A 25,437-nucleotide genomic window follows, 5' to 3' on the forward strand; every position below is an offset into this window, starting at 1 on the left:
GGAGCACACCATGACCGCACGGACTTTTCTCATCACCGGCGCCAGTAAAGGAATCGGACGCGCGCTGGCGACTTATCTGTCAGAAGCAGGCCACACCGTCGTTGGCATTGCGCGAAATGCCGACGACCCCACCTTCCCCGGCACGCTGGTGGCGCTGGACCTGGCCGATCGCCAGCGCAGCGCACACGTACTGGGCGAGTTGAGCGAGCGCTTTGCGTTTGACGGGCTGGTCAACAATGTCGGGCTGGTGCGCCCGCAAGCACTGGGCGAGATTGACCTGGATGCGTTCGACGACGTGATGCGGGTCAATCTGCATTCGGCGTTGCAAGCCACCCAAGCCCTGCTGCCCGGCATGCGCCACCGGGGCTGGGGACGCATCGTGAATATTTCCAGCTTGACCGTACTGGGCATTGCACAGCGCACCGCCTATGCGGCGGCCAAAGCGGCCTTGGTCAGTTTCACCCGCTCTTGGGCGCTGGAACTGGCGCAAACCGGGATCACGGTCAACGCCGTGGCGCCCGGGCCGACCGAAACCGAGCTGTTCCGCGCCAACAACCCGCCGGGCTCTGAAGGTGAAGCCCGGTATCTGGCCGGGGTGCCCATGGCGCGTTTGGGCCAGCCGCACGAGATCGCCTCGGCGATTGCGTTCCTGCTGTCCGAACACAGCGCTTACATCACCGGCCAGACGTTGTTCGTGGATGGCGGCGCCTCGGTGGGCAAAGCCGCGTATTAACGACGCGCAAAAAAAACGGCGACCCGCGGGTCGCCGTTTAACTTATTTGAACTGCCGGCTCAACCCCGGCGGCACGCCGCTGATGTCGGTCTCTTCCCACGGCCCGTTCGGGCTGACCGCACGGCTCCAACCGTTGTTCCAGCGGTAATACGTGCGCTGGCGGTAAAAGGTGTCGGGCTGAGCGTCCAACACATACACCCCCAGACGTGCATCCCAATGGCTGGGCCCGCCCGGTGGCGGCGCAAAGGTGGCCGAGGTCCGCGGCAGCGGTTTTGGCGGCTTGGGAATCGGCATGTCGGGCAACGGTTTGCCAGCAGGCGACGACGGTTGCGGCACGTGCTCAGGCGGGGTCGGTGACGGCTGATCCGAAGGTTGATGGACCGCACAGGCGCTCAGGCCTAAGGCGAAACTGAGCAAGGTGATGCGTGCAAGCGGACTCATACGGGTTTCTCTTATCGTGAGTTACCCCTGCAGGCGCGCTTGTCTGGCAATGCAAGCGCGCCTGCAGGGGCGGTGTTGACCGGCTACTTGTCCGGGCTGTCGATGATCAGCTGTTGCAGCGCAGTAGTGCGGCTGGACAGCGGTTGGCTGCGCCCGGCCCATTCGCCTGCTGTCGGTTGGCCAGCACGAGAGACGCGCGCAACCAGTTGGACTTCAGGAAAGTTCGACAGTTTCAATTGCGGCATCATCGCGTCGCGGTCACCCAGCTCGACGGTGATCGGCAGGTCGGCCACCGTCACCCGCTTGACGGCCAATGGCGCCGGCGGCCCGGTCACGGCGCGGGCGAAAATGAACACGCTGTCGGTGGGCAACACGCGGGCTTTTACCGCGTCGGCCAGGTCCACGCTGACCTTGATCGACGCCTCGGTCGCGGCCACCGGCGCTGTTTCGACGCGCTCGCCATTGGCCTGCAGTTGCTCGCGGGCCTTCTGAATACCGCCTTCGAGGGCGGCGCGGGACGCATCGCCTTCAGGCAGTTCGTTCATCAGCCGCTGCCAGTAGCCAATGGCCTCCTGATAGCGCTTGGCTTCGAAGGCCGCGATACCCAGCAGGCCGAGGCTGGTGACCTCTTTGGGGTCAGCCTTGAGCGCCTCGTCGGTCAACGCCTGGGTCTTGTCACTCCACTGCTTGTTGTCGGCAAAGTACTGCGCCTGGGCCCACTGCCCCAGCAGCTCGGGCTGACGACCGGCCACCGCGACCGTGCGCTCGAAGACCTTGGCCGCATCGGCCGGACGGTTTTGCGCCATGTAGGCGCGACCCAGGAAATACAAGCCTTCGGCGGATTCGGGCTGAGCCACGGCGGCGCGCTCCAGGCGGGCCACCATCTCGTCAAGGGACTGCGGCGGCTGGGCGAATTCGCGGGTCAGTTCGACTTTGTCGCTGGCGCCATAGTGCAAGTACAGCGCCACGCCCAGCACCGGCACCATGAACGCGGCCAGCAGAGGCACCACTTTGCCCAGGCTCGATACCCGCGCTGGCGCCGCGCCTTCGGTGTCGGCCAGCAGTTCACGCGCCGCTTCGGCGCGTCCGGCCTCCAGTTGCGCATCGGTCAACACGCCTTCATCGCGCTGCGCCTGCAACTCGGCCACACGCTCCTGGTACAGCGCGACGTTGAGTGCCGTGCGGTCTTCTTCACGCTGGGCGCGCCGGGCGCGCAGCACAGGGATCAAGATAAAGCTGAGGGCGATCAGTAGCAGCAAACCGGCTGCAAGCCAGAAATCAATCATCTTTGGTTTTATCCAGCAAAGTGTCGAGGCGCTGACGCTCCTCGGCAGAAAGGGTGTCCGTGCGGGTGGCGCGCTGCGTGCGACGGCGGCCCACGATCACGCCGATGACCACAAACCCGCCCACCAGCAAGACCAGCGGCCCGAACCACAGGATCGCGGTCTTGCCGGTCAGGGCCGGTTTGTAACGCACGAAATCGCCGTAGCGGTCGACCATGAAGTCGATGATTTGCTGGTTGTCCTTGCCCTCGCCCAGCATGCGGAAAATCTCGCGCCGCAGGTCGGTGGCAATCGGTGCATTGGAATCGGCAATGTCCTGATTCTGGCACTTGGGGCAACGCAGCTCTTTGGTCAGTTCACGAAAACGGTCACGCTCGGCGTCGTTCTTGAACTCGTAGGTGTCGATGGCCGCCTGGGCCACGCCGGTCAGGGTCAGGCCAAACACCAGGGCGGTTAACCAGCGCTTCATGGTTGGGCCTCGTCGACCAGCGCCTGGTATTTGCCCGCCAGTTGTTCGCGCCACACGGTTTCGTCGATCACGCCGACGAACTTGTGCCGAATGATGCCCTGGCTGTCGATCAGAAAGGTTTCTGGCGCGCCGTACACGCCCAGGTTCAGGCCCAGCGAACCGGCTTCGTCGTTAATGTCCAGTTGATACGGGTTGTGGAATTCCTTGAGCCACTTTTGCGCATCGGCGTTGACGTCCTTGTAGTTGACCCCATGGATCACCACGCCCTGCGCGGCCAGTTTGGTCAGCACCGGGTGCTCGACGCGGCACGAAATGCACCACGTGGCCCACACGTTGACCAGCGCCGGTTTGCCCTTGAGGTCGGCCTCGGTCAGGGGGGTGCCACCGTCGACCGAGGGCAGGCTAAACGCCGGGAACGGCTTGCCGATCATGGCCGACGGCAGCTCGGTGGGGTCCAGGTACAGCCCTTTGTACAGAAAGCCCGCCATGGCCAAAAAGATGGCCAGCGGAATCAGCATCAACCAGCGTCTCATGCGGTGGCTCCTGTCATGCCCAGCGCTTCACGCACGCGGCTTTTCACCTTGACCCGATAACGACGGTCCAGCGCCGCCAGCAACCCGCCAAACCCGGTGAGCAAACCGCCCAGCCAGATCCAGCGCACAAACGGTTTGACGTGCACCCGCACGGCCCAGGCGCCATCACCCAGCGGCTCGCCCAGCGCCACGTACAGATCGCGCGTAAACCCGGCGTCGATACCGGCCTCGGTCATCATCGACGACTGCACGGTGTACAGGCGTTTTTCCGGGTGCAAAACGCTGATTTCCTTGCCGTTGCGCACCACGCGCACGGTGCCTTTGTCCGACGTGAAGTTGGGGCCCTGATAGTGCTGGGCACCTTCAAAAATGAAGTGATAGCCGCCCAGCTCCATGGACTCACCCGGCGCCAGGCGCAGGTCGCGCTCGGCACTGTTCTGGCTCGACAACACCACGCCGAGCGCGCAAACGGCGATGCCCAGGTGCGCAATCTGCATGCCCCAATAGCTGCGGGTCAGGCTGCGCAGGCCTTTGAACAGCCCTTTGTGACGGGTTTTGTCGCCAATGTCGCGCACCCCGGCCAACAGCACCCACGAGGCCAACATAAAGGTGGTCATGACGGCCCAGTTGAAATCGCCATAGGCCACACTGGCAATCGCCGACAACGCGGCGCTGCCCAGCAACACCGGGGTCAGCATGCCCAGCAGCCACTTGACCGGCGTGTCTTTCCAGCGCACCAGCACGCCCACCGCCATCACCACCATCAACACGGCCATCAACGGGATGAACAGCGCATCAAAATACGGTGGGCCCACCGACATCTTGGCGCCGGTCAGGGCATCGAGCACCATCGGGTACAAGGTGCCCAACAGAATCATCGACGCAGCCACCACCAGAATCAGGTTATTGCCCAGCAGCAGCGTTTCACGCGACCACAGGTTAAAGCCCACTTGGCTCTTGACCACCGGCGCCCGCAAGGCAAACAGCGTCAGCGAGCCACCCACCACGAACAGCAGGAAAATCAGGATGAACACGCCACGCTCAGGGTCCGAGGCGAACGCGTGAACCGAGGTCAGCACGCCCGAACGCACCAGGAAGGTGCCCAGCAGGCTCAACGAGAAAGCCGCAATGGCCAGCAACACGGTCCAGCTTTTGAACACGCCGCGTTTTTCGGTCACGGCCAACGAGTGAATCAGCGCCGTGCCCACCAGCCAAGGCATGAAGGACGCGTTTTCCACCGGGTCCCAGAACCACCAGCCGCCCCAGCCAAGCTCGTAATAAGCCCACCACGAACCCAGCGTGATGCCGATGCCCAGGAATGCCCACGCCACAATGGTCCACGGCCGCGACCAGCGCGCCCAGGCCGCATCCAGCCGCCCGCCCAGCAACGCCGCAATGGCGAAGGCGAAGGCCACCGAAAAGCCCACGTAGCCCATGTACAGCATCGGCGGGTGCACGATCAGGCCGATGTCTTGCAACAGCGGGTTGAGGTCATTGCCGTTGGCCGGCATTTGCGGCAGCAAGCGGGTGAACGGGTTGGAAGTCAGGATCAGGAACAGCAAGAAGCCGACGCTGATCATGCCCATGATCGACAGCACCCGCGCCAGCATCACCTGCGGCAACTGGCGCGAGAAGATCGACACGGCGAAGGTCCAGCCACCGAGAATCATTGCCCACAACAGCAACGAACCCTCGTGGGCACCCCACACCGCGCTGAACTTGTAGTACCACGGCAGCGCGCTGTTGGAGTTGCTGGCCACGTAAGCGACCGAGAAATCATCGGCCATGAACGACCAGGTCAGGCAGCCAAAGGCAAACAGCAAAAAGGCGAACTGGCCCCAGGCCGCCGGTTGCGCCAGGCTCATCCACAATTTGTCGCCCCGCCATGCCCCGAGCAACGGCACGATGGCCTGAACGATGGCAATGCACAGCGCCAGAATCATGGCCAACTGGCCCAATTCCGGAATAAACAGTCCGAACGTCATCACTTAACCTCGTTGGCCGCTGCAGGCGCGGATTGACCGCTTTCGTTCAACGCCTTGGTCACTTCAGGCGGCATGTATTTTTCATCGTGTTTGGCCAGTACTTCATCGGCCACCACCACACCCTGAGCATTGAGCTTGCCCAGCGCCACGATGCCCTGCCCTTCGCGGAACAGGTCCGGCAGGATGCCGCGGTATTGAATGGTCACCGACTTATTGAAATCGGTGACCACGAATTCGACGTCCAGCGAGTCGCCGGAGCGTTTCAGCGAGCCGTCCTGCACCATGCCGCCTGCGCGAATGCGCGTGTCCAGCGGGGCTTCGCCGTTGGCAATCTGGGTCGGGGTGTAGAACAGGTTGATGTTCTGCTGCAAGGCGCTCAAGGCCAGGGCCACCGCAGCGCCGACACCGACCAGAATCGCCAGAATGATGATCAAACGTTTTTTACGCAGCGGATTCACTTCGCGTTCTCCCGGCGCAAACGACGCGCCTCTTGTTGCAAATAACGCCGACGCGCCAGGATCGGCAACGCCACGTTCAACACCAGTACCGCCAGGCAAATGCCATAGGACGTCCAGACATACACACCGTGATGGCCCATGGCGATGAAGTCGCCAACAGAAGCAAAACTCATCGTGAACCCTCCAGCGCTTTCAACACTTCATCCTTGGCCCAACGGGTGCGGGCTTCGCGCTTGAGCACCTCCAGGCGCATGCGCAGCAGGACCACGGCGCCAAAGAAACAATAAAACCCCACCACTGTCAGCAGCAGTGGCAGCCACATTTCCACGGGCATCGCCGGTTTTTCGGTCAGGGTGAAGGTCGCGCCCTGGTGCAGGGTGTTCCACCACTCCACCGAGTATTTGATGATCGGGATATTGATCACACCGACAATTGCCAGCACGGCGCAGGCCTTGGCCGCGCTGTCGCGATTGGTGATGGCATTGCCCAGGGCAATCAGGCCGAAATACAGAAACAGCAGGATCAGCATCGAGGTCAGGCGTGCATCCCACACCCACCACGAGCCCCACGTCGGCTTGCCCCAGACGGCGCCGGTCACCAGCGCCACCGCGGTCATCCACGCGCCCACCGGGGCGGCGGCCTGCAACGCGACGTCGGCAATCTTCATCTTCCACACCAGCCCCACCACGCCGCAGACCGCCAGCATCACGTAGCAGGACTGGGCCAGCATCGCGGCGGGCACGTGGATGTAGATGATGCGAAAGCTGTTGCCTTGCTGGTAGTCCGGTGGCGCGAAGGCCAGCCCCCACACCACCCCGCCCACGATCAGCAGCACGGCGGCGATGCTCAACCAGGGCAGCAGGCGGCCGCTGATGGCATAAAACCATTTGGGCGAGCCGAGTTTGTGAAACCAAGTCCAGTTCATCACGCTGTTTCCATCACGGTGCCGGTCACGACAGGTTGAGTGCCATGCCAGCCAGGGTCTTTACTGGCCAATTAATGGCCAGACCTCATTATTCGCCGACGCTGATTTTCAGGCCGGCCGCTATCGCAAACGGTGTCAGGGTTACTGCCAGGGCCGTCAGGCTGCCCAGCCACAGCAAGTAACCGGTCGCGGGCATCCCCTGGAGCGCCGCCTGCAAGGCGCCACTGCCCAGAATCAGCACCGGGATATAGAGGGGCAGGATCAACAAGGCGAGCAACAGGCCGCCGCGCTTGAGACCCACCGTCAGTGCAGCGCCGACGGCACCGAGCAAACTCAGTACCGGCGTGCCAAGCAACAACGACATCAGCAATACCGGCAGACACGCCACCGGCAACCCCAGCATCAAGGCCAGCACGGGTGACAGGATCACCAGCGCCAGCCCGGAAAACGCCCAGTGTGCCAGTACTTTGGCCAACACCAGTAGAGCAAGGGGGTGCGACGAAAGGACCCACTGTTCCAGCGATCCGTCTTCGAAATCACTGCGGAAAAGCCCGTCCAGCGAGAGCAGGACCGCTAAAAGGGCCGCCACCCAGAGCAGCCCCGGAGACAAGGTTTGCAACAATTGAGTCTCGGGTCCGACCGCCAACGGGAACATCGCAATCACGATCGCGAAGAACACCAGCGGGTTGGCCAGCTCGGCCGGACGACGGAACAACAAACGCGCTTCACGCGCCACCAGCACGGCAAACACACTCATACGGCCCAACGCCCCAAATCAATGTCGCGATACCCGGCAGGCAGGCGGGTCAGGGTGTGGTGCGTGGTCAGCACCACCATGCCGCCCTGCTCACAATGCCGGGCCAGGTGCTCTTCAAGCTGGGCGACGCCTTGCTTGTCGAGCGCGGTAAAGGGTTCGTCGAGGATCCACAGCGGCGGGCTGTCGAGGTGCAAGCGCGCCAGGGCGACGCGGCGTTGTTGACCGGCCGACAACGTGTGGCACGGCACGTCCTCGAAGCCTTTGAGGCCCACGGCAGCCAACGCGGCCCAGATGGCCTCGCGCGAGGCCGGGCGATGCAAGGCACACAGCCAGCTGAGGTTCTCTTCGGCCGTCAGCAGGTCTTTGATCCCGGCGGCATGCCCGATCCACAGCAGGTTGCTGGCCAGCTCAGTGCGCTGGCCGCTCAAGGGCTGGCCATTGAGGCGAATTTCACCCGCCGTCGGTTGCATCAATCCGGCCAACAAACGCAGCAGGCTGGTTTTGCCGCTGCCGTTGGGGCCGCTGATTTGCAACATGTCACCGCTGGCCAGACGCAATTCGAGGTCTTCGAACAACATCCGCCAGTCACGCTCACAGGCGAGCGCTACGGCTTCTAGAAGAGGGCTGGTCACGTAATTGAGGCCTTCACGGTTCAAGTCGGCTCAGGCGCGGCCGTTAAAGTGATGCAGGATAAATGCATTTGCGGCCTGTTTCAGAGAGCTGGATCAAACAATTTTGAAGTTTTGCTGCCCTCTGAACGACGGGGCGGCATTATACATGCCATGTCCTACTCTAAAGAGGGCAATTTCGACAGGTTGTAACGATGAAAGGCGACATGAATATTCCTCCGCTCCCACCCGCCGTCACAAACGGTGCGCGCGCAGGCGTGGTCGGCGGCGAGCTGCTGAAATTGTTGCAACCCCTCGATGGCTTGATTGGCCCCGGTCAGAGCGCCAAGGCCGAAGTGCTGTCGCTCAAGCAGGACGACCTGGCGTTTCAACTGCTGCTCAAACTGACGCTGGCGGGCGGGCGCCAAACCCACGTGCAAGCCAACAGCCCGTTCCCATTGCCGCAAGGCACGCAACTGGCCGTCACCCAACCGACCTCCGGCAGCCTGGCCATCAGCGTGCAGCAGGCACTGAGCAGCAGTGTCGCCACCCTCACCCGCCTCGACACCGGGCAACTGCCCGTCGGCACCTTGCTGCAAGGCAAAGTGCTGACCACCCAGCTCGTGCCGCAAACCACGGGCCAACCGGCGCTCTACCGCTCCCTGGTGACCCTGCTCAACACCGCGCTGAGCGGCACCACCCTGGCACTGGATAGCCCGCAGCCCTTGCGCATCGGTAGTCTGCTCACAGCCCAGGTACAAGGTGAGCAAAGCCTGCAGTTCGTCCCCTTGAGCGGGCGACAGGATCAACTGGCGATTGCGCAACAACTGGTCACACAACAACGCGCGCAGGGCTCGCTCGAAGGGCTGCTGAACGCCTTGCGAGCGCTGCCGCCGGACGCCACGTTGCCGGCCGACCTGCGAGCGTCCATCGACAAACTGCTGGCGGGCCTGCCCACCCCCGCGCAGTTGAGCACCCCCAAAGGCTTGAGCGATGCCCTGCTCAACAGCGGCGCGTTTCTGGAGGCCAAGCTGTTGGGTGGCCAAGCACACCACCTGGCCCCTGACCTCAAAGCCACGTTGCTGCGCCTGATTGCCCAGATCACGCCGGGCGTGGCGGCCAGTAGCGCATTCAACCCCGGCGTGGCCGCCAGCGCTCAGGCGCAAGCCATGCCCACGTTCGTGCGCAACGCCCTGGGCATGCTCGGTCAGGTCAGCGCCAAGCCCCAACCGGGCGGCTTCCCGCTGCCCGGCCGCACCCTGCAAAGCGCAGAGGGCGAAGACAACCTCGAAAGCCTGTTAAAACTGGCAGCGGCGGCCATTTCCCGCCTGCAAAGCCATCAGCTGTCCAGCCTGGAACAAAGCGGTCGCACGCCCGACGGCGGCGTCCTGACCACCTGGCAGCTGGAAATCCCCCTGCGCAACGCCCACGACATCGTGCCGTTGCAAGTGAAATTCCAGCGCGAAGACCCGCCTGAACAGGCACCCGAAGAAAAGCGCGAGACCCGCGAAGTCAAAGACCCGCTGTGGCGCGTGGAACTCGCCTTCGACCTAGCTCCGCTCGGGCCGCTGCACGTGCAGGCGCAACTGTTGCGCGGCACCCTGTCAGGGCAGCTCTGGGCGCAACACGCCTTCACCGCCGACCTGATCGACAGCCAGCTCGGCCTCTTGCGTCAGCGCCTGAACGACGCCGGCCTGAGCGTGACCGACCTCGACTGCCATCAGGGCACACCGCCCGAGGGCAACCACAAGCCGCTGGAACAACGCTGGGTGGACGAAACCGCATGAGCACACCCAACCCGCCGCGTCAGGCCATTGCCCTCAAATACGACGGCAAACAGGCACCGACCCTCACCGCCAAGGGCGACGACGAACTGGCCGAAGCCATCCTCACCCTCGCCCGTGAGTATGACGTCCCGATTTACGAGAATGCCGAACTGGTGAAACTGCTGGCGCGCATGGAGCTAGGGGACAGCATCCCGCAAGAGCTGTACCGCACGCTGGCCGAAATCATCGCCTTTGCCTGGCAACTCAAAGGCAAATTCCCGGCAGACTTCGACCCTAATCCACAACCGCAAGAGCGGGATGTGACCCCCAGGTAAGCCCACAGGACGCCAGCCATGAACATGCCGTCATCCCCTGAGGAAACCTTGATTCTGGTGGATGCGCAGGACCGCGCGATCGGCACCGGCCTGAAAATGCCCGTGCATCGAGAGGGGCTGTTGCACCGTGCTTTTTCTATCTTTGTGTTCAACGCCCGGGGCGAACTGATGCTGCAACAACGGGCCACCGGCAAATACCACTCCGGCGGTTTATGGACCAACACCTGCTGCGGTCATCCGCGGCCCGGCGAGTCAACCCTGCGTGCAGCGCGGCGTCGATTGCAGGAAGAGATGGGGTTTACCTGTTCGTTGTATGCAGCCGGTACGTTGACCTACCGGGCACAGGTCTCCAACGACTTGATCGAGCATGAATTCGACCACCTGTATGTGGGTCGCTTTGATGGCCCACCGCACCCCGACCCCGCTGAAGCGCAGGACTGGAAATGGGTCGATACCTCAGTGCTGGCCGCGCAACTGACCCACCAGCCGCACGCCTTTACGGCGTGGTTCCACGCCATTCTTGAACAACCCGGTGCACACCTGGACACGCTGAAGGCGCGCGCACTGGAGGGGCTGCCTGACAACACCCCCTGAGGGCCTGCCCCGGCCAGGGTCAAGCCACACGGGTGCTTATTAGCCTTTGTGCATCTTGCTCATCAGCTCGGCTTCGGCCTGGGTCAAGCCGCAGGACTCGGTCAGTTCGTCGATGCTGGCGCCCATGCCCACCAGGCGCGCCGCCTGGGAAAACGACAGACTGGTCGGGTCGCGCTGTTCCAGCTGGGTGAGTTTCTCGGGCAACGGTGCCACCACCGCACGCAGTTCATGCAAGTCTTCACCCATTTGCACGCTGCCATTCTGGTAGGTGTCCAGCCGCCGCCCCAGCTCCTTGATGCGCTGATCACGCAGCGCATCCCCCGCGGCCTGTTGCGCCGCGATCAGGCGCTGGCTGCGAACGTAGGACACGAACATCCACACCGTCAGCCCCCACAACAGGCCCAGGACTATTACCGCCACCTCAAGCATCAATCAGATGTTCTCCAGGTCCGACCATTCTTCTTCGCTCATCATTTTGTCCAGCTCAACCAAAATCAACAGTTCGTTGTTTTTGTTGCACACGCCCTGGATAAACTTGGCGGACTCTTCGTTGCCGACGTTCGGCGCCGTTTCGATTTCAGACTGGCGCAGGTAAACCACTTCCGCCACGCTGTCGACCAGAATCCCGACCACTTGCTTGTCGGCTTCAATGATGACAATGCGCGTGTTGTCCGTGATGTCGGCGTTCATCAGGCCGAAACGCTGGCGGGTGTCAATGACCGTCACCACGTTGCCGCGCAGGTTGATGATGCCCAACACGTAGGAAGGCGCACCCGGCACAGGTGCGATTTCGGTGTAGCGCAACACTTCCTGCACCTGCATCACGTTGATGCCGTAGGACTCGTTGTCCAGCTTGAAGGTAACCCATTGCAGGATCGGATCTTCGGACGACGCCTTTGCACTTGACTGATTCATACCCCAAACCCCTGACTAAATACCGCTTAAGCGGCGAGTGTGCTGTCTGACCGCGCCATGGGCCCGGTCGTTATGTTGTGTTACGTCTGTGGCACGGACGCCGCCTTGCTCATGTGCTTGACCGCACCACTGGCGATCAGCTCGGCCAGTTCGGCCACATCCAGCAGCGCGCACATGTGTTCGATCACGGTGCCCGCCAGCCATGGCCGCTGGCCACGCTGCGTGCGCCATTTGATTTCACTGGGGTCCAGGCGCAACGAACGGCTGACCTGATGCACCGCCAGCCCCCATTCGTAGCCCTGAACCGATATCACGTACTGCAAGCCTTCGCGGAAATCGTCGCGGTAGCGGTCGGGCATCACCCAGCGCGCCGTATCGAGCACTTTGAGGTTGCCACTCTGGCTCGGCAGAATGCCGAGAAACCAGTCCGGCTGGCCAAATAGTGGCGTCAACTCACGCCCGGCCAGCGAATAAATCGAACCCAGGCACACCAGCGGCACGGCCAAGGTCAGCCCGGCCACATCGAACAACAGGCACTCGAAGGGCTCGGCGGCCCAGGCCGGGCGCCCGTCGCTGTGCACGGGCGCCTGACCGCCCGGCGTAGCGGGCAGGTGCACCTGCACCAACGGCTGGGCCACGGCGTCGGGCGTGTCGGCCACACTCGCCGCCTCGGCGGGCACGACGTCCGGCGCACGCAACGGCACCACCACCGCAGGCACCACCACCGCATCGCGCACCTGCTCTTCGAGCACGGCGGCGGCAAAGTCATCGAGTTCAACCGGTTCGGCCACGGGCAACGGCGCGATCGGCTCTGGCTCGGGCTCGACCCACAACAGCTCTTGCGTGGCCTCTTGCAACAAACCGTCGAGGTACGACTGCAATGCCAATTGCGGACGCGTAGGAATCATTACAGGTTGCTTCATAACGTGACCCACATCCCGTACTCGCTCGCGTGGCCTTTGAAGGTTATCGGCCGTATTACTTTGTTACTTGAATGCATGCGCACCTCAGGCCACCTGCGGCGACAGCTGGCGGCTGAGCAGGTGCTTGAGCAAGGCGCGATAGGCCACCACGCCCCGACTCTTGGGATCGAATTGCGACGGCGCAAGACCCGCCCGGCTCGCATCGCGCAAGCGCGTGTCCACGGGGATATAGCCTTGCCAGATGGTGTCGGGGTACAGATCGCGCAACACCCGCAACGTGCTCATGGACGCCTGGGTGCGGCGGTCGAACAAGGTCGGGACGATGCTGAACGGCAGCTCTTGCTTGCGCGAGCGGTTAATCATCGCCAGCGTGTTGACCATGCGCTCCAGGCCCTTGACCGCCAAATGCTCGGTCTGCACCGGGATCACCAACTGCTGGCTGGCCGCCAGCGCATTGACCATCAACACGCCCAACAACGGCGGGCTGTCGATGATCGCGTAATCGTAGTCTTGCCACAGCTGCGCCAGCGCGCGGGCGATCACCAGACCGAGGCCGCTCTGGCCCGGCGACTGACGCTCCAGCGTGGCCAGCGCCGTGCTCGACGGCAGCAGGGAAATATGGTCATTGCTGGTGGGCAGCAACAGTTGCCCCGGCAAGCCTTCAGGCACCTGCCCCTTGTGCAGGAACAGGTCATAATTGCTGTGCTCAAGGGCATCGGGGTCATAACCGAAGTAGCTGGTCATCGAGCCGTGGGGGTCCAGATCGACCACCACCACGCGCTTGCCCGCCTCGGCCAGCAAACCGGCCAGTGCAATGGATGTGGTGGTCTTACCGACGCCACCTTTTTGATTGGCTACTGCCCAGACTCTCATTAGCGTGTTCCTCCCGGCGGCAAAACGCCCTGGCCGAGAATTGGCATTCAGTTAAAGGGCCGGCGACGGAGAATTGACGGCATTCCCGCGAACCGACGGCGTTGATACCGGCGGTGCAGTTTGTGTGCCAGCCCGCTTCAAGGCCGCATCGGGCGTTGCATGCGCGGTTCCGGTACCGGTCAGGCTACGGCGCACATCCAGGTTGCGCGAGACCACCAACACCACCCGCCGGTTCAGCGCACGGCCTTCGGGGGTGGCGTTATTGGCCACCGGCTGAAACTCGCCATAGCCCACCGACGCCATGCGGGCCGGGTTGACCCCTTGCATGGCCAGCATGCGCACGATGCTCGCCGAACGGGCCGACGACAGTTCCCAGTTGGTGGGGTACTGCGCCGTGCGGATCGGCAAGTCGTCGGTGAAGCCTTCGACGTGAATCGGGTTATCGAACGGTTTGAGGATCGCCGCCACCTTGTCGATGATGCTGAACGCCACGTCGCTGGGCATCGCATCGCCGCTGCCAAACAGCAGGCTGGAGTTGAGTTCGATCTCGACCCACAGCTCATTGCCGCGCACGGTCAACTGGTTGGACGCAATCAGGTCGCCAAACGCCTGGGTGATGTCATCGGCGATGGTTTTCAGCGGATCGCGGGTGATCTGCCCCAGCCCGGCGTCCGTCTGGTCGCTGTCTTTGACCAGGGGCTTGGCCGGCTGGATGGTCAATGGCCGCTCTTCACCAATGGGGATGGGCTTGAGCGTGCGTTCGGCGTCGTTAAACACCCCCACCAGCGCCTGGGAGATGATTTTGTACTTGCCTTCGTTGATCGATGAGATCGAGTACATGACCACAAAAAACGCGAACAACAAGGTGATGAAGTCCGCGTAGGACACCAGCCAGCGCTCGTGATTGACGTGTTCTTCAGGCTGCCGACGGCGACGGGACATAGCGCAAACTCTCCATTAATCCATGAAGCCCTGAAGCTTCAACTCAATGGAACGCGGGTTCTCACCTTCGGCGATCGACAGGATGCCTTCGAGCAACATTTCGCGGTAACGCGACTGGCGCATGGCAATCGACTTCAGCTTGCTGGCAATGGGCAACAGAATCAGGTTGGCACTGGCCACGCCATAGATGGTGGCGACAAAGGCCACCGCGATGCCGCTGCCCAACTGGGTCGGGTCGGCCAGGTTGCCCATCACATGGATCAAGCCCATCACCGCACCGATGATGCCGATGGTCGGCGCATAGCCGCCCATGCTTTCGAACACTTTCGCGGCTTCGATATCGCGGCTTTCCTGGGTCATGAAATCGACTTCCAGAATGCTGCGAATCGCTTCGGGCTCGGCGCCGTCCACCAGCAACTGCAAGCCTTTGCGCGAATAATCGTCGGGTTCGGCATCTGCCACGCCTTCCAGGCCCAGCAGGCCTTCCTTGCGCGCGGTGAGGCTCCAGTTGACGACGCGGTCCACGCCGCCCGCCAGGTCAATGCGCGGCGGGAAGAAGATCCACACCACGGTGTGCATGGCGCGCTTGAACGCGCTCAGCGGCGACTGCAACAACGCGGCGCCGATGGTGCCACCCAGCACGATCAGGGCCGCCGGGCCATTGGCCAGCGCGCCTAGGTGACCGCCTTCAAGGTAATTACCGCCGATGATGGCCACGAAGGCCATGATGATGCCGATCAGGCTCAGTACATCCATCAGTGACACGCCTCGACCAGGTGCTTGCCGATGTCATCCAGGCTGTACACCGCGTCCGCCAGGTTGGCTTTGACGATGGCCATGGGCATGCCGTAGATCACACAACTGGCCTCGTCCTGCGCCCAGACGTTGCTGCCGCCCTGCTTGAGCAGGCGCGCGCCTTCGCGGCCATCGGCGCCCATGCCGGTCAACACCACCGCCAGCACTTTGTCGCCGTAGGACTTGGCCGCTGAACCGAAGGTGATGTCCACACACGGTTTGTAGTTCAGACGCTCATCGCCCGGCAGGATACGTACCGCGCCACGCCCGTCGATCATCATTTGCTTGCCCCCCGGCGCCAGCAGCGCCAGGCCCGGACGCAGGATGTCGCCGTCTTCGGCTTCTTTCACACTGATGCGGCACAGCTTGTCCAACCGCTCGGCAAACGCCTTGGTGAACGCCGCAGGCATGTGCTGCACCAGCACGATGGGCGCCGGGAAATTGGCTGGCAACTGGGTCAATACCCGCTGCAAGGCCACCGGCCCACCCGTGGAGGTGCCAATCGCCACCAGTTTGTAGGCTTTGCGCTTGGGCGCTGGCGAGTTCGCGGTGGCCGCCGGGGCGGGCGCACTGCGGCTGGCAATCGGCGTGGTGCGGGTCGGTGCCGGGGTGGCAGGCGTGCCCGCTGGCGCAAAACCGCTGACCGACGGGCGCGGCGCGGGCGTCGGGGTGTGCGGCTGGGGTGCGCTGTAACTGGAAAAACGGCGGTTGCTGCGCGAGATGGTGTGCACCTTCTCGCACAGCAGTTGCTTGACCTTATCGGGGTTGCGCGAAATGTCTTCGAAGTTTTTCGGCAGGAAATCCACGGCCCCGGCGTCCAGTGCATCCAGCGTGACGCGGGCACCTTCGTGGGTCAGGGAAGAGAACATCAACACCGGGGTCGGACACTTTTGCATGATGTGACGCACGGCGGTAATGCCGTCCATCATCGGCATCTCGTAGTCCATGGTGATCACGTCCGGCTTGAGCGCCAGCGCCTGATCAATCGCCTCTTTGCCATTGGTGGCGGTGCCGATCACTTGAATCGTCGGGTCAGCGGACAGAATCTCCGAGACGCGGCGGCGGAAAAAACCAGAATCATCCACCACCAGGACCTTGACTACCATAAACACTCCGTTAGGCGGCGCGGGACGCAACCGCCCCGCTCCACCAGAATCAAATACGCCGTGCGGCGTAGCGTTTGAGCATGCTCGGCACATCCAGAATCAAGGCAATACGGCCATCACCGGTAATGGTGGCGCCCGACATGCCCGGCGTGCCCTGGAGCATTTTGCCCAACGGTTTGATGACCACTTCTTCCTGACCGACCAACTGATCGACCACGAAACCGATGCGCTGCGTGCCCACCGACAGAATCACCACATGCCCTTCACGCTGCTCTTCGTGGGCAGCCGAAGCCACCAGCCAGCGCTTGAGGTAGAACAACGGCAGCGCCTTGTCGCGCACGATCACCACTTCCTGGCCGTCCACCACATTGGTGCGCGACAGGTCGAGGTGGAAAATCTCGTTCACGTTGACCAGCGGGAAGGCGAACGCCTGATTGCCCAACATCACCATCAGGGTCGGCATAATCGCCAGGGTCAGCGGCACCTTGATCACAATCTTCGAGCCCTGGCCCAGGGTCGAATAGATGTTCAGCGAGCCGTTGAGCTGGGCGATTTTGGTTTTCACCACGTCCATGCCCACGCCACGGCCCGACACGTCGGAAATCTCGGTTTTGGTCGAGAAGCCCGGCGCAAAAATCAGGTTGTAACAGTCGGACTCGCTCAGGCGATCGGCGGCGTCCTTGTCCATCAGGCCTTTCTTCACGGCAATGCCGCGCAGAATATTGGCGTCCATGCCTTTGCCGTCATCGGAGATGGACAGCAGGATGTGGTCGCCTTCCTGTTCGGCCGAGAGGATCACCTTGCCGCAACGGGACTTGCCTGCCGCTTCGCGTTCTTCCGGGGTTTCACAACCGTGGTCGACCGCGTTGCGCACCAAGTGGACCAGCGGGTCGGCCAGGGCCTCGACCAGGTTCTTGTCCAGGTCGGTTTCTTCGCCCACCAGCTCAAGGGTGATTTCTTTCTTGAGCTGACGCGCCAGATCGCGAACCAGCCGCGGGAAACGGCCGAACACTTTCTTGATCGGCTGCATCCGGGTCTTCATCACCGCGGTTTGCAGGTCGGCGGTCACCACGTCGAGGTTGGACACTGCCTTGGACATGGCTTCGTCATTGCTGTTGAGGCCCAGGCGCACCAGACGGTTACGCACCAGTACCAACTCGCCGACCATGTTCATGATGTCGTCCAGGCGCGCCGTGTCGACCCGCACCGTGGTTTCTGCTTCCGAAGCCGCCGGTTTGTCCGGGTGGGCCGCTACAGCGCGGGCCGGGGCGACCGGGCGCGCTGCCGGTTCAGGCTTGCTTGCCACGGCGGCGGCCGCTGCAGGCGCTGGCGCGGGCTTGGTCGCAGCCGGCTGGGCAGGGACTTGCGTGAACGTGCCTTTGCCGTGCAACTCGTCGAGCAACGATTCAAATTCGTGGTCGGTGATGTGGTCCGGGTTGCCCGGTGCCGCATCAGCCGGCGCGGCAGCCGCTGGTGCCGCTGGTGCCGCAGGGGCAGAGGCATCCAGTGCATCGGCACTGAACGACCCTTTACCGTGCAACTGATCGAGCAAGGCTTCGAATTCGTCGTCGGTGATTTCGTTGCTGGCGGGCGCGGCCGGTTCCACCGGTTGAGCAGCGGGCGTCGCAGCCACGGCGTCCGGCGCAAACTGGCCTTTGCCGTGCAATTGGTCCAGCAGGGACTCAAACTCGGCGTCAGAAATATCGTCGCTGCCCGGGGCGGATGTCGCCGCCTGCTCAGGCGTGGCCACAGGCGTCGCCGCCCCGCCCGCTGCCGCTTGCGCCTTGACCGCATTGAGCGAGTCCAGCAACAGCTCGAATTCGTTATCGGTGATGTCACCGCTGTCTGCGGCCACCGGTTCTGGCGCAGGCGCCACGGCCACGGGCTCCGGGGCGGCGGGTGCCGCTGCGGGCTCGGCCAGGCGCGCCAGGGCAGCCAGCAACTCCGGCGTCGCGGCGGTGATCGGTGCGCGCTCGCGCACTTCACTGAACATGCCGTTGACCGCGTCCAGCGCTTCCAGGATCACGTCCATCAGCTCCGAATCGACGTGTCGCTCACCCTTGCGCAGGATGTCGAACACGTTCTCGGCGATGTGACAGCACTCCACCAGCTCGTTGAGCTGGAGGAAGCCGGCGCCCCCTTTTACAGTGTGAAAACCGCGAAAAATTGCATTGAGCAGGTCGGCATCATCCGGTCGGCTTTCCAGCTCGACCAGTTGCTCGGACAACTGCTCTAGAATTTCGCCGGCTTCAACCAGGAAATCCTGAAGGATTTCTTCATCGGCGCCGAAGCTCATGTACGTGCTCCTTAGAATCCAAGACTTGAAAGCAAATCGTCTACATCGTCCTGACCGGACACGACGTCATCACGCTTATCGGCATGAATCTGCGGACCTTCACCCTGCGCCAGGTTTTTTTGCGGATTATTTTCTGCCCGCAGTGCTTCGCGGTCATGCTCGATCCCTGCGAAACGGTCAACCTGACTGGCCATCAACACCAGTTTGAGCAGATTGCTTTCAACTTCAGTCACCAGCTGCGTGACCCGCTTGATCACCTGACCGGTGAGGTCCTGGTAATCCTGAGCCAGCAAAATGTCGTTCAGGTTGGCGGCGACCACGTGGCTTTCTTCTTCGCTACGCGTCAGAAAACCGTCAACCCGACGTGCCAGATCCCGAAACTCCTCGGCACTGAGCTCGCGACGCATGAAACGCCCCCACTCTGCGCTCAAGGTTTTGGCTTCAGCGCCCAAGCCATTGACCACGGGCGTGCTGTTCTCCACCAGGTCCATGGTGCGGTTGGCCGCCGCTTCCGTTAAGCGCACAACATACGACAAACGTTCCGTGGCATCCGTGATCTGCGACACTTCTTCGGCTTGCGGCATGTGCGGGTCAATGTGGAAGTTGACGATTGCACTGTGCAGCTCGCGCGTCAGCTTGCCGACTTCGCGGTACAGGCCCCGGTCGCGCGTCTGGTTCAATTCGTGAATCAGCTGCACGGCGTCGCCAAACTGGCCTTTTTCAAGGCTGTCGACCAACTCGCGAGCATGTTTTTTCAAGGTCGATTCAAAATCGCCCTGGCTAGCCTCTTTATGCTCCATAACGCCCCCGTGGCGAGTCGATCAACCGATGCGTTCGAAGATTTTTTCGATCTTCTCTTTGAGTGCCAACGCAGTGAACGGTTTGACGACATAGCCGTTAACACCGGCTTGCGCCGCTTCGATGATTTGCTCGCGCTTGGCTTCGGCCGTCACCATCAGCACGGGCATGTGCTTGAGTTTTTCATCCGCGCGCACGTGGCGCAGCAGATCGATGCCGGTCATGCCCGGCATGTTCCAGTCAGTCACCAGAAAGTCGATATGACCTTGATTGAGGATCGGTATCGCCGTGGTGCCATCGTCGGCCTCAACGGTGTTGGTGAACCCCAGGTCACGCAGCAGGTTTTTAATGATCCGCCGCATCGTCGAAAAATCATCAACGATGAGGATTTTCATATTCTTGTCCAATTCGACCTCCAAGCAGTCTTAAAACGCGTCCAGCACCTGGGCGCGCCATTCAATCAATTCAGTAAACCTTAACCCTGTAGCCGCCACCACCGACTGCGACGCGGATGCAGCGACCGTCTGTGACAGAAGGTCTTGCGGCCTTATCGCAGCCTGCGGCAGCGGCTACAGGGGGTCAATCGTGTGGACGGCGGCGTCTCAGCGCGCTCGCCATTCCGCCAGGCGCCCGCGCAAACGCGCGGCACACTGGCTGTGTAACTGGCTGACACGCGACTCGCTCACGCCCAGCACCTCACCGATTTCCTTGAGGTTGAGTTCTTCGTCGTAGTACAGCGCCAGCACCAGCCGCTCGCGTTCCGGCAAGTTGGCAATGGCCTCGGCCAACGCGCCCTGAAAACGTTCGTCTTCCAGGTCGCGCGACGGCTCAAGGTGAGCACTGGCGCCGTCCTCGTGCAGCCCTTCATGCTCGCCGTCCTGCAACAGGTCGTCGAAGCTGAACAGGCGGCTGCCCAGGGTGTCATTCAAAATGGCGTAATAATCATCAAGGCTTAAATTGAGTTCGGCCGCAACTTCGTGATCTTTAGCGTCACAGCCGGTTTTTGCTTCAATTGCCCGAATTGCGTCGCTGACCATGCGCGTATTGCGGTGGACCGAGCGGGGAGCCCAGTCGCCCTTTCGCACTTCATCAAGCATCGCGCCACGGATACGAATACCCGCGTAGGTTTCGAAACTTGCACCTTTGCTGGCGTCGTATTTGGTCGACACTTCGAGCAGGCCGATCATCCCGGCCTGAATCAAGTCTTCAACCTGCACACTGGCCGGCAGACGCGCCAGCAGGTGGTACGCAATGCGTTTGACCAAAGGGGCGTAGCGTTCGATCAGCTCGTACTGGCTGTCGCGCGATGACTTGCTGTACATGCGATAGCCGCTTGCTGTCATGGAGACGTACCTACATTGGTTTGCTGCACCAGACGCTCAACAAAGAACTCCAGGTGCCCACGGGGATTGGCAGGCAATGGCCAGGTGTCAACTTTCTGTGCAATGGCCTTGAACGCCAGCGAGCATTTGGAGCGCGGGAACGCTTCGTACACGGCGCGCTGCTTTTGCACTGCCTTGCGCACACATTCGTCGTACGGCACGGCGCCTACGTATTGCAGGGCGACGTCCAGAAAACGGTCGGTGACTTTGGTCAGCTTGGCGAACAGGTTGCGCCCTTCCTGCGGGCTCTGGGCCATGTTGGCCAACACCCGGAAGCGGTTCATGCCGTAATCGCGGTTCAGCAACTTGATCAACGCATACGCATCGGTGATCGAGGTCGGTTCGTCGCACACCACCAGCAGCACTTCCTGCGCGGCGCGCACAAAGCTGACCACCGATTCGCCAATCCCGGCGGCGGTGTCGATCACCAGCACGTCCAGGTTGTCACCGATCTCGCTGAAGGCCTGAATCAGCCCCGCATGCTGGGCCGGGCTCAGGTGAACCATGCTTTGGGTGCCCGACGCCGCGGGCACGATGCGAATCCCGCCGGGCCCAGGCAGCAGCACATCGCGCAGCTCGCAACGGCCCTCGACCACATCGGCCAGGGTGTATTTGGGGGTCAGCCCCAGCAGTACGTCGACGTTCGCCAACCCCAGGTCAGCGTCCAGTAACATCACTCGTCTGCCCAGCTCGGCAAGAGCCAGCGACAAGTTGACTGAAACGTTAGTTTTACCGACGCCACCCTTGCCGCCGGTCACTGCGATCACCTGTACGGGATGCATGCTGCCCATGATCTTTCTTTACCTTGTCTTACTTAGACGCGGCTACAGAGGCTGGCTGCGGGTTCCTCAACGGGAACAGGATGTGCAGACCATCAATGTAGGTACATTCCAACGTAATCATCACTGCCTCAGCCGACCCGTTTGGAAGGGCTGTGGTAGATATCAGCGAACATGTCGGCCATGGCCTCTTCGCTGGGTTCTTCCTGCATTTGCACACTCACCGCACGGCTCACCAACTGGTGACGACGCGGCAGATGGAGATCGTCCGGGATACGCGGACCGTCCGTGAGATAGGCCACTGGCAGCTCGTGGCTGATGGCCAGACTCAACACTTCACCCAGGCTCGCCGTCTCATCCAGTTTGGTCAGGATGCAACCGGCCAGCCCGCAACGTTTATAGCTGTGGTACGCCGCCGCCAGCACTTGTTTCTGGCTGGTGGTGGCCAATACCAAATAGTTTTTGGACTTGATGCCGCGCCCCGCCAGGCTTTCGAGCTGCAAGCGCAACGCCGGGTCACTGGCTTGCAGGCCCGCCGTGTCCACCAGCACCACGCGCTTGCGCACCAGCGGCTCCAGGGTTTGCCCCAGCGACTGGCCGGGCGCCACGTGCGTGACGGGCACATTGAGGATGCGGCCCAGGGTTTTGAGTTGCTCCTGCGCGCCAATCCGGTAACTGTCCATGCTCACCAGCGCAATGTTTTGCGCGCCGTACTTGAGCACATAACGCGCCGCCAGCTTGGCCAGGGTGGTGGTCTTGCCCATGCCTGCCGGGCCGACCATGGCAATCACGCCGCCGTCTTCAAGCGGTTCGACTTCAGGGGTGGCGATCATGCGGGCCAAATGGGCCAACAGCATGCGCCAGGCCTGACGCGGCTCTTCAATCTCGGTCACTTGCTCCAGCAAGTCGCGGGCCAGGGGGCCGGACAAGCCGATGCGCTGCAAACGGCGCCACAGATTGGCTTGTGCCGGTTTGCTGCCTTGCAACTGATTCCAGGCCAACGAACCCAACTGCACTTCGAGCAACTCGCGCAAGCCATTGAGTTCAAAGCGCATGGTGTCGAAGGCGCGTTGATCCATGCTCGGCGCGGCCGGGGCTGCGGGACGTGGCGGTTCGTCGAACGTCGGCTCGATCAGTGGCTCGGCGGCGGTCAGGGGCAAACCGGCAAACAATTGCCGACTGACATCCGACTCACCCTCGGCGCGCATGCTCAACTCGGCCTGGGCCGACACAATGCGCGACTGGGTCTTGCGCAGCTCTTCTTCGAGTTCGACATTCGGCACACGGGGCGCCAGCGCGGACAACTTGTAGTCCAGCGCAGCGGTCAACTCAACACCGCCGGCAATGCGGCGGTTACCAATAATGGCGGCATCAGCCCCCAGCTCATCACGAACCAGTTTCATGGCCTGACGCATATCGGCGGCGAAAAAACGCTTCACTTGCATAAACCAAACCTCAGCCGTTCGGGCCTACTGTCGCAACGATGGTGACTTGCTTGTTGTCAGGGATTTCCTGGTACGCCAGCACATGCAGGTTCGGCACGGCCAAACGGCCAAACCGCGACAACATCGCGCGGACCGGGCCGGCCACCAGCAGGATCACCGGATTGCCTTGCATCTCTTGGCGTTGTGCGGCGTCGATCAACGAACGCTGCAGTTTTTCAGCCATGCTCGGCTCCAGCAGAACGCCCTCTTCCTGACCTTGCCCTGCCTTCTGCAGACTATTGAGCAATATTTGTTCCAACCTTGGCTCCAGCGTGATAACTGGCAGCTCAGACTCAACGCCTACAATGCTTTGGACGATGGCACGGGACAAACCAACCCGCACGGCGGCCACCAAAGCGGCGGTATCTTGACTCTTGTGCGCATTGTTCGCGACGGCTTCGGCAATACTGCGAATGTCGCGCACCGGCACCTGTTCGGCCAACAGCGCCTGCAACACTTTGAGCAGCTGCGACAGGCTCAGCACACCCGGCACCAGCTCTTCAGCCAGTTTAGGCGAGGCTTTGGCCAGCAACTGCATCAACTGCTGCACTTCTTCATGGCCAATCAGCTCATGAGAGTGCTTGTAGAGGATCTGGTTCAAATGCGTGGCCACCACGGTGCTGGCGTCCACCACGGTGTAACCCAGCGATTGCGCCTGACTGCGCTGGCTGACTTCGATCCACACCGCTTCGAGGCCAAAGGCCGGGTCCTTGGCAGTAATGCCGTTCAACGTGCCGAACACCTGACCGGGGTTGATCGCCAGTTCGCGGTCGGGGTAGATCTCGGCCTCGGCCAGAATCACCCCCATCAGGGTCAACCGGTAGGCGCTGGGCGCCAGGTCGAGGTTGTCGCGGATGTGCACGGTCGGCATCAGAAAGCCCAGGTCCTGAGACAGCTTCTTGCGCACGCCCTTGATCCGCGCCAGCAATTGGCCACCCTGGTTGCGGTCCACTAGCGGGATCAAGCGGTAGCCCACTTCCAGGCCGATCATGTCGATGGGGGTTACGTCATCCCAGCCCAGCTCTTTGGTGTCTTGCGCACGGGCAGGCGACGGCAGCAGTTCCTGCTGGCGCTGAACTTCCTGCAGGGCCTGAACCTTGACGGCGTTTTGTTTTTTCCACATCAAATACGCCACGCCACCGGAGACGGCAGCCAGGCTCAGGAACGCGAAGTGCGGCATGCCGGGCACGGCGCCCATCACGGCCATCAACCCGGCGGACACCGCCAGCGCTTTGGGCGAGGCGAACATCTGGCGGCTGATCTGCTTGCCCATCTCTTCGGAGCCCGAGGCACGGGTCACCATGATCGCGGCGGCCGTGGACAGCAACAGCGAAGGCAACTGCGCCACCAAACCGTCACCGATGGTCAGCAGCGCATAGACTTTACCGGCATCAGCGAAGGTCATGCCGTGCTGGAACATGCCCACCGCCATGCCACCGATCAGGTTGATAAACAGGATCAACAGACCGGCGATGGCGTCACCACGCACGAACTTGCTGGCACCGTCCATCGAGCCGTAGAACTCGGCTTCTTGAGCGACTTCCTGACGGCGGGATTTGGCCTGGTTCTGATCGATCAACCCGGCGTTCAGGTCGGCGTCGATGGCCATTTGCTTACCGGGCATGGCGTCGAGGGTGAAACGCGCGCTCACCTCGGAAATCCGCCCGGCGCCCTTGGTCACCACCACGAAGTTGATGATCATCAAAATCGCGAACACCACGATACCGACCACGTAGTTGCCGCCGATCACCACCTCGCCGAACGCCTGGATCACCTTACCGGCCGCGCCGTGACCTTCTTGGCCGTGGAGCATCACCACCCGCGTCGACGCCACGTTGAGCGCCAGGCGCATCAGTGTCGCCACCAGCAGGATGGTCGGGAACACGGCGAAATCCAGTGGGCGCAAGGCGTACACACACACCAGCAGCACCACAATCGACAGCGCAATGTTGAAGGTAAAGAACACGTCCAGCAGGAACGCCGGGATGGGCAACATCATCATGGCCAGCATCACCAGCAACAACAACGGCACGCCCAACTGCCCCTGACCCAGACCGGTCAGACCGTTGCGTGCGGTGTTGATTAACTGAGAGCGATCCAATGACATTGCGGGAAACCTTTAGCAAACTTTTGACGCCATGTGCGCCGTGGAGCCTGCCTTTGCAAGAAGCCTTCCAACTTTGGCAAATGGCCACCTGCCAGTGAAAAAACCTTGGCTTCAAGGGCAAACACCCTCTCCCGTCAGGAGAGGGATGGG

At 62.1% G+C, this 25,437-nt stretch carries 28 protein-coding genes; 4 read left to right on the forward strand and 24 right to left on the reverse strand.

The features are described from left to right. Positions 1-10 precede the first annotated feature (10 nt). Positions 11-733 carry an SDR family oxidoreductase gene (locus TU74_RS06875; protein WP_048375719.1) on the forward strand — a complete coding sequence of 241 codons (723 nt, stop codon included), beginning with the start codon at positions 11-13 and terminating at the stop codon, positions 731-733. A gap of 42 nt (positions 734-775) precedes the next feature. Here TU74_RS06875 and TU74_RS06880 read toward each other — a convergent pair whose 3' ends face one another. The 10 genes from TU74_RS06880 to ccmA form a co-directional block, all read right to left on the reverse strand. After that, on the reverse strand, positions 776-1,174 hold the full coding sequence (locus TU74_RS06880; RefSeq protein ID WP_047294477.1) for a hypothetical protein: 399 nt from the start codon (positions 1,172-1,174) through the stop codon (positions 776-778). Positions 1,175-1,257: 83 nt separating this feature from the next. Then, entirely contained in the window at positions 1,258-2,460 is a 1,203-nt protein-coding gene (gene ccmI, locus TU74_RS06885) for a c-type cytochrome biogenesis protein CcmI (RefSeq protein WP_047275879.1), read from the reverse strand. Continuing rightward, complete coding sequence (locus tag TU74_RS06890; RefSeq protein ID WP_047276186.1) at positions 2,453-2,926, reverse strand: cytochrome c-type biogenesis protein; 474 nt, start codon at positions 2,924-2,926, stop codon at positions 2,453-2,455. Before TU74_RS06890 ends, ccmI begins: the two co-directional genes overlap by 8 nt. Then, complete coding sequence (locus TU74_RS06895) at positions 2,923-3,459, reverse strand: DsbE family thiol:disulfide interchange protein (RefSeq protein WP_047280876.1); 537 nt, start codon at positions 3,457-3,459, stop codon at positions 2,923-2,925. Before TU74_RS06895 ends, TU74_RS06890 begins: the two co-directional genes overlap by 4 nt. Further along, the gene (locus TU74_RS06900) at positions 3,456-5,444 is read right to left on the reverse strand and encodes a heme lyase CcmF/NrfE family subunit (protein WP_048375721.1); all 1,989 of its coding nucleotides are present in this window, start codon (positions 5,442-5,444) and stop codon (positions 3,456-3,458) included. The genes TU74_RS06895 and TU74_RS06900 overlap by 4 nt, the downstream gene beginning before the upstream one ends. After that, a complete protein-coding gene (gene ccmE, locus TU74_RS06905) occupies positions 5,444-5,902 on the reverse strand; it encodes a cytochrome c maturation protein CcmE (protein ID WP_047275887.1) in 459 nt (152 codons plus the stop codon). The genes TU74_RS06900 and ccmE overlap by 1 nt, the downstream gene beginning before the upstream one ends. Then, entirely contained in the window at positions 5,899-6,075 is a 177-nt protein-coding gene (gene ccmD / locus TU74_RS06910) for a heme exporter protein CcmD (RefSeq protein WP_047275889.1), read from the reverse strand. The genes ccmE and ccmD overlap by 4 nt, the downstream gene beginning before the upstream one ends. Continuing rightward, on the reverse strand, positions 6,072-6,830 hold the full coding sequence (locus tag TU74_RS06915; protein ID WP_169835769.1) for a heme ABC transporter permease: 759 nt from the start codon (positions 6,828-6,830) through the stop codon (positions 6,072-6,074). The genes ccmD and TU74_RS06915 overlap by 4 nt, the downstream gene beginning before the upstream one ends. Positions 6,831-6,915: 85 nt before the next feature. After that, on the reverse strand, positions 6,916-7,584 hold the full coding sequence (ccmB, locus tag TU74_RS06920) for a heme exporter protein CcmB (protein ID WP_047275893.1): 669 nt from the start codon (positions 7,582-7,584) through the stop codon (positions 6,916-6,918). Further along, entirely contained in the window at positions 7,581-8,216 is a 636-nt protein-coding gene (ccmA, locus tag TU74_RS06925; protein WP_047276198.1) for a cytochrome c biogenesis heme-transporting ATPase CcmA, read from the reverse strand. The genes ccmB and ccmA overlap by 4 nt, the downstream gene beginning before the upstream one ends. Positions 8,217-8,407: 191 nt before the next feature. Between ccmA and fliK the strand changes: the two genes are divergently transcribed. Genes fliK through idi form a run of 3 tightly spaced genes read left to right on the forward strand, consistent with a single transcriptional unit; the run spans position 8,408 to position 10,887 of the window. Beyond that, a complete protein-coding gene (gene fliK / locus TU74_RS06930; RefSeq protein WP_048375723.1) occupies positions 8,408-9,979 on the forward strand; it encodes a flagellar hook-length control protein FliK in 1,572 nt (523 codons plus the stop codon). Then, positions 9,976-10,293 (forward strand): EscU/YscU/HrcU family type III secretion system export apparatus switch protein, encoded by a 318-nt coding sequence (locus TU74_RS06935; RefSeq protein WP_047275897.1) that lies wholly within the window; start codon positions 9,976-9,978, stop codon positions 10,291-10,293. The genes fliK and TU74_RS06935 overlap by 4 nt, the downstream gene beginning before the upstream one ends. A gap of 18 nt (positions 10,294-10,311) precedes the next feature. Further along, positions 10,312-10,887, forward strand: a complete 576-nt coding sequence (gene idi / locus TU74_RS06940; RefSeq protein WP_047294493.1) for an isopentenyl-diphosphate Delta-isomerase — start codon at positions 10,312-10,314, stop codon at positions 10,885-10,887. Between the two features lie 39 nt (positions 10,888-10,926). Here the strand turns inward: idi and TU74_RS06945 are convergent, their stop codons facing one another. The 14 genes from TU74_RS06945 to flhA form a co-directional block, all read right to left on the reverse strand. Beyond that, positions 10,927-11,319: a DUF2802 domain-containing protein gene (locus TU74_RS06945; protein ID WP_047275900.1), complete on the reverse strand. Its 393-nt coding sequence runs from the start codon at positions 11,317-11,319 to the stop codon at positions 10,927-10,929. Next, positions 11,320-11,802 carry a chemotaxis protein CheW gene (locus TU74_RS06950; protein WP_047275901.1) on the reverse strand — a complete coding sequence of 161 codons (483 nt, stop codon included), beginning with the start codon at positions 11,800-11,802 and terminating at the stop codon, positions 11,320-11,322. It abuts the gene before it with no gap. Between the two features lie 80 nt (positions 11,803-11,882). Then, the gene (locus TU74_RS06955; RefSeq protein ID WP_047294496.1) at positions 11,883-12,725 is read right to left on the reverse strand and encodes a CheW domain-containing protein; all 843 of its coding nucleotides are present in this window, start codon (positions 12,723-12,725) and stop codon (positions 11,883-11,885) included. An 84-nt stretch (positions 12,726-12,809) separates the two neighbouring features. Further along, a complete protein-coding gene (locus TU74_RS06960) occupies positions 12,810-13,598 on the reverse strand; it encodes a ParA family protein (RefSeq protein WP_047276175.1) in 789 nt (262 codons plus the stop codon). Positions 13,599-13,649: 51 nt separating this feature from the next. After that, positions 13,650-14,540, reverse strand: a complete 891-nt coding sequence (gene motD, locus TU74_RS06965) for a flagellar motor protein MotD (protein WP_048375727.1) — start codon at positions 14,538-14,540, stop codon at positions 13,650-13,652. A 15-nt stretch (positions 14,541-14,555) separates the two neighbouring features. Continuing rightward, the gene (locus tag TU74_RS06970) at positions 14,556-15,296 is read right to left on the reverse strand and encodes a flagellar motor protein (RefSeq protein ID WP_047276173.1); all 741 of its coding nucleotides are present in this window, start codon (positions 15,294-15,296) and stop codon (positions 14,556-14,558) included. Then, on the reverse strand, positions 15,296-16,441 hold the full coding sequence (locus tag TU74_RS06975) for a protein-glutamate methylesterase/protein-glutamine glutaminase (protein ID WP_047275911.1): 1,146 nt from the start codon (positions 16,439-16,441) through the stop codon (positions 15,296-15,298). Before TU74_RS06975 ends, TU74_RS06970 begins: the two co-directional genes overlap by 1 nt. Before the next feature lie 49 nt (positions 16,442-16,490). Next, positions 16,491-18,737, reverse strand: a complete 2,247-nt coding sequence (locus TU74_RS06980; protein WP_048375730.1) for a chemotaxis protein CheA — start codon at positions 18,735-18,737, stop codon at positions 16,491-16,493. A gap of 11 nt (positions 18,738-18,748) precedes the next feature. Beyond that, positions 18,749-19,537: a protein phosphatase CheZ gene (locus tag TU74_RS06985; protein WP_047275915.1), complete on the reverse strand. Its 789-nt coding sequence runs from the start codon at positions 19,535-19,537 to the stop codon at positions 18,749-18,751. Between the two features lie 21 nt (positions 19,538-19,558). Then, complete coding sequence (locus tag TU74_RS06990) at positions 19,559-19,930, reverse strand: chemotaxis response regulator CheY (RefSeq protein ID WP_162199707.1); 372 nt, start codon at positions 19,928-19,930, stop codon at positions 19,559-19,561. Positions 19,931-20,137: 207 nt separating this feature from the next. Further along, on the reverse strand, positions 20,138-20,878 hold the full coding sequence (gene fliA / locus TU74_RS06995) for an RNA polymerase sigma factor FliA (protein WP_047275918.1): 741 nt from the start codon (positions 20,876-20,878) through the stop codon (positions 20,138-20,140). Beyond that, entirely contained in the window at positions 20,875-21,708 is an 834-nt protein-coding gene (fleN, locus tag TU74_RS07000; RefSeq protein WP_047275920.1) for a flagellar synthesis regulator FleN, read from the reverse strand. Before fleN ends, fliA begins: the two co-directional genes overlap by 4 nt. Before the next feature lie 119 nt (positions 21,709-21,827). After that, a complete protein-coding gene (flhF, locus tag TU74_RS07005; RefSeq protein WP_047275922.1) occupies positions 21,828-23,141 on the reverse strand; it encodes a flagellar biosynthesis GTPase FlhF in 1,314 nt (437 codons plus the stop codon). A gap of 10 nt (positions 23,142-23,151) precedes the next feature. Next, entirely contained in the window at positions 23,152-25,281 is a 2,130-nt protein-coding gene (gene flhA, locus TU74_RS07010) for a flagellar biosynthesis protein FlhA (RefSeq protein ID WP_047276200.1), read from the reverse strand. Between the last annotated feature and the right edge of the window lie 156 nt (positions 25,282-25,437).

It is taken from the genome of Pseudomonas lundensis (genome assembly GCF_001042985.1).
In the GTDB taxonomy this organism is placed as follows: domain Bacteria; phylum Pseudomonadota; class Gammaproteobacteria; order Pseudomonadales; family Pseudomonadaceae; genus Aquipseudomonas; species Aquipseudomonas lundensis.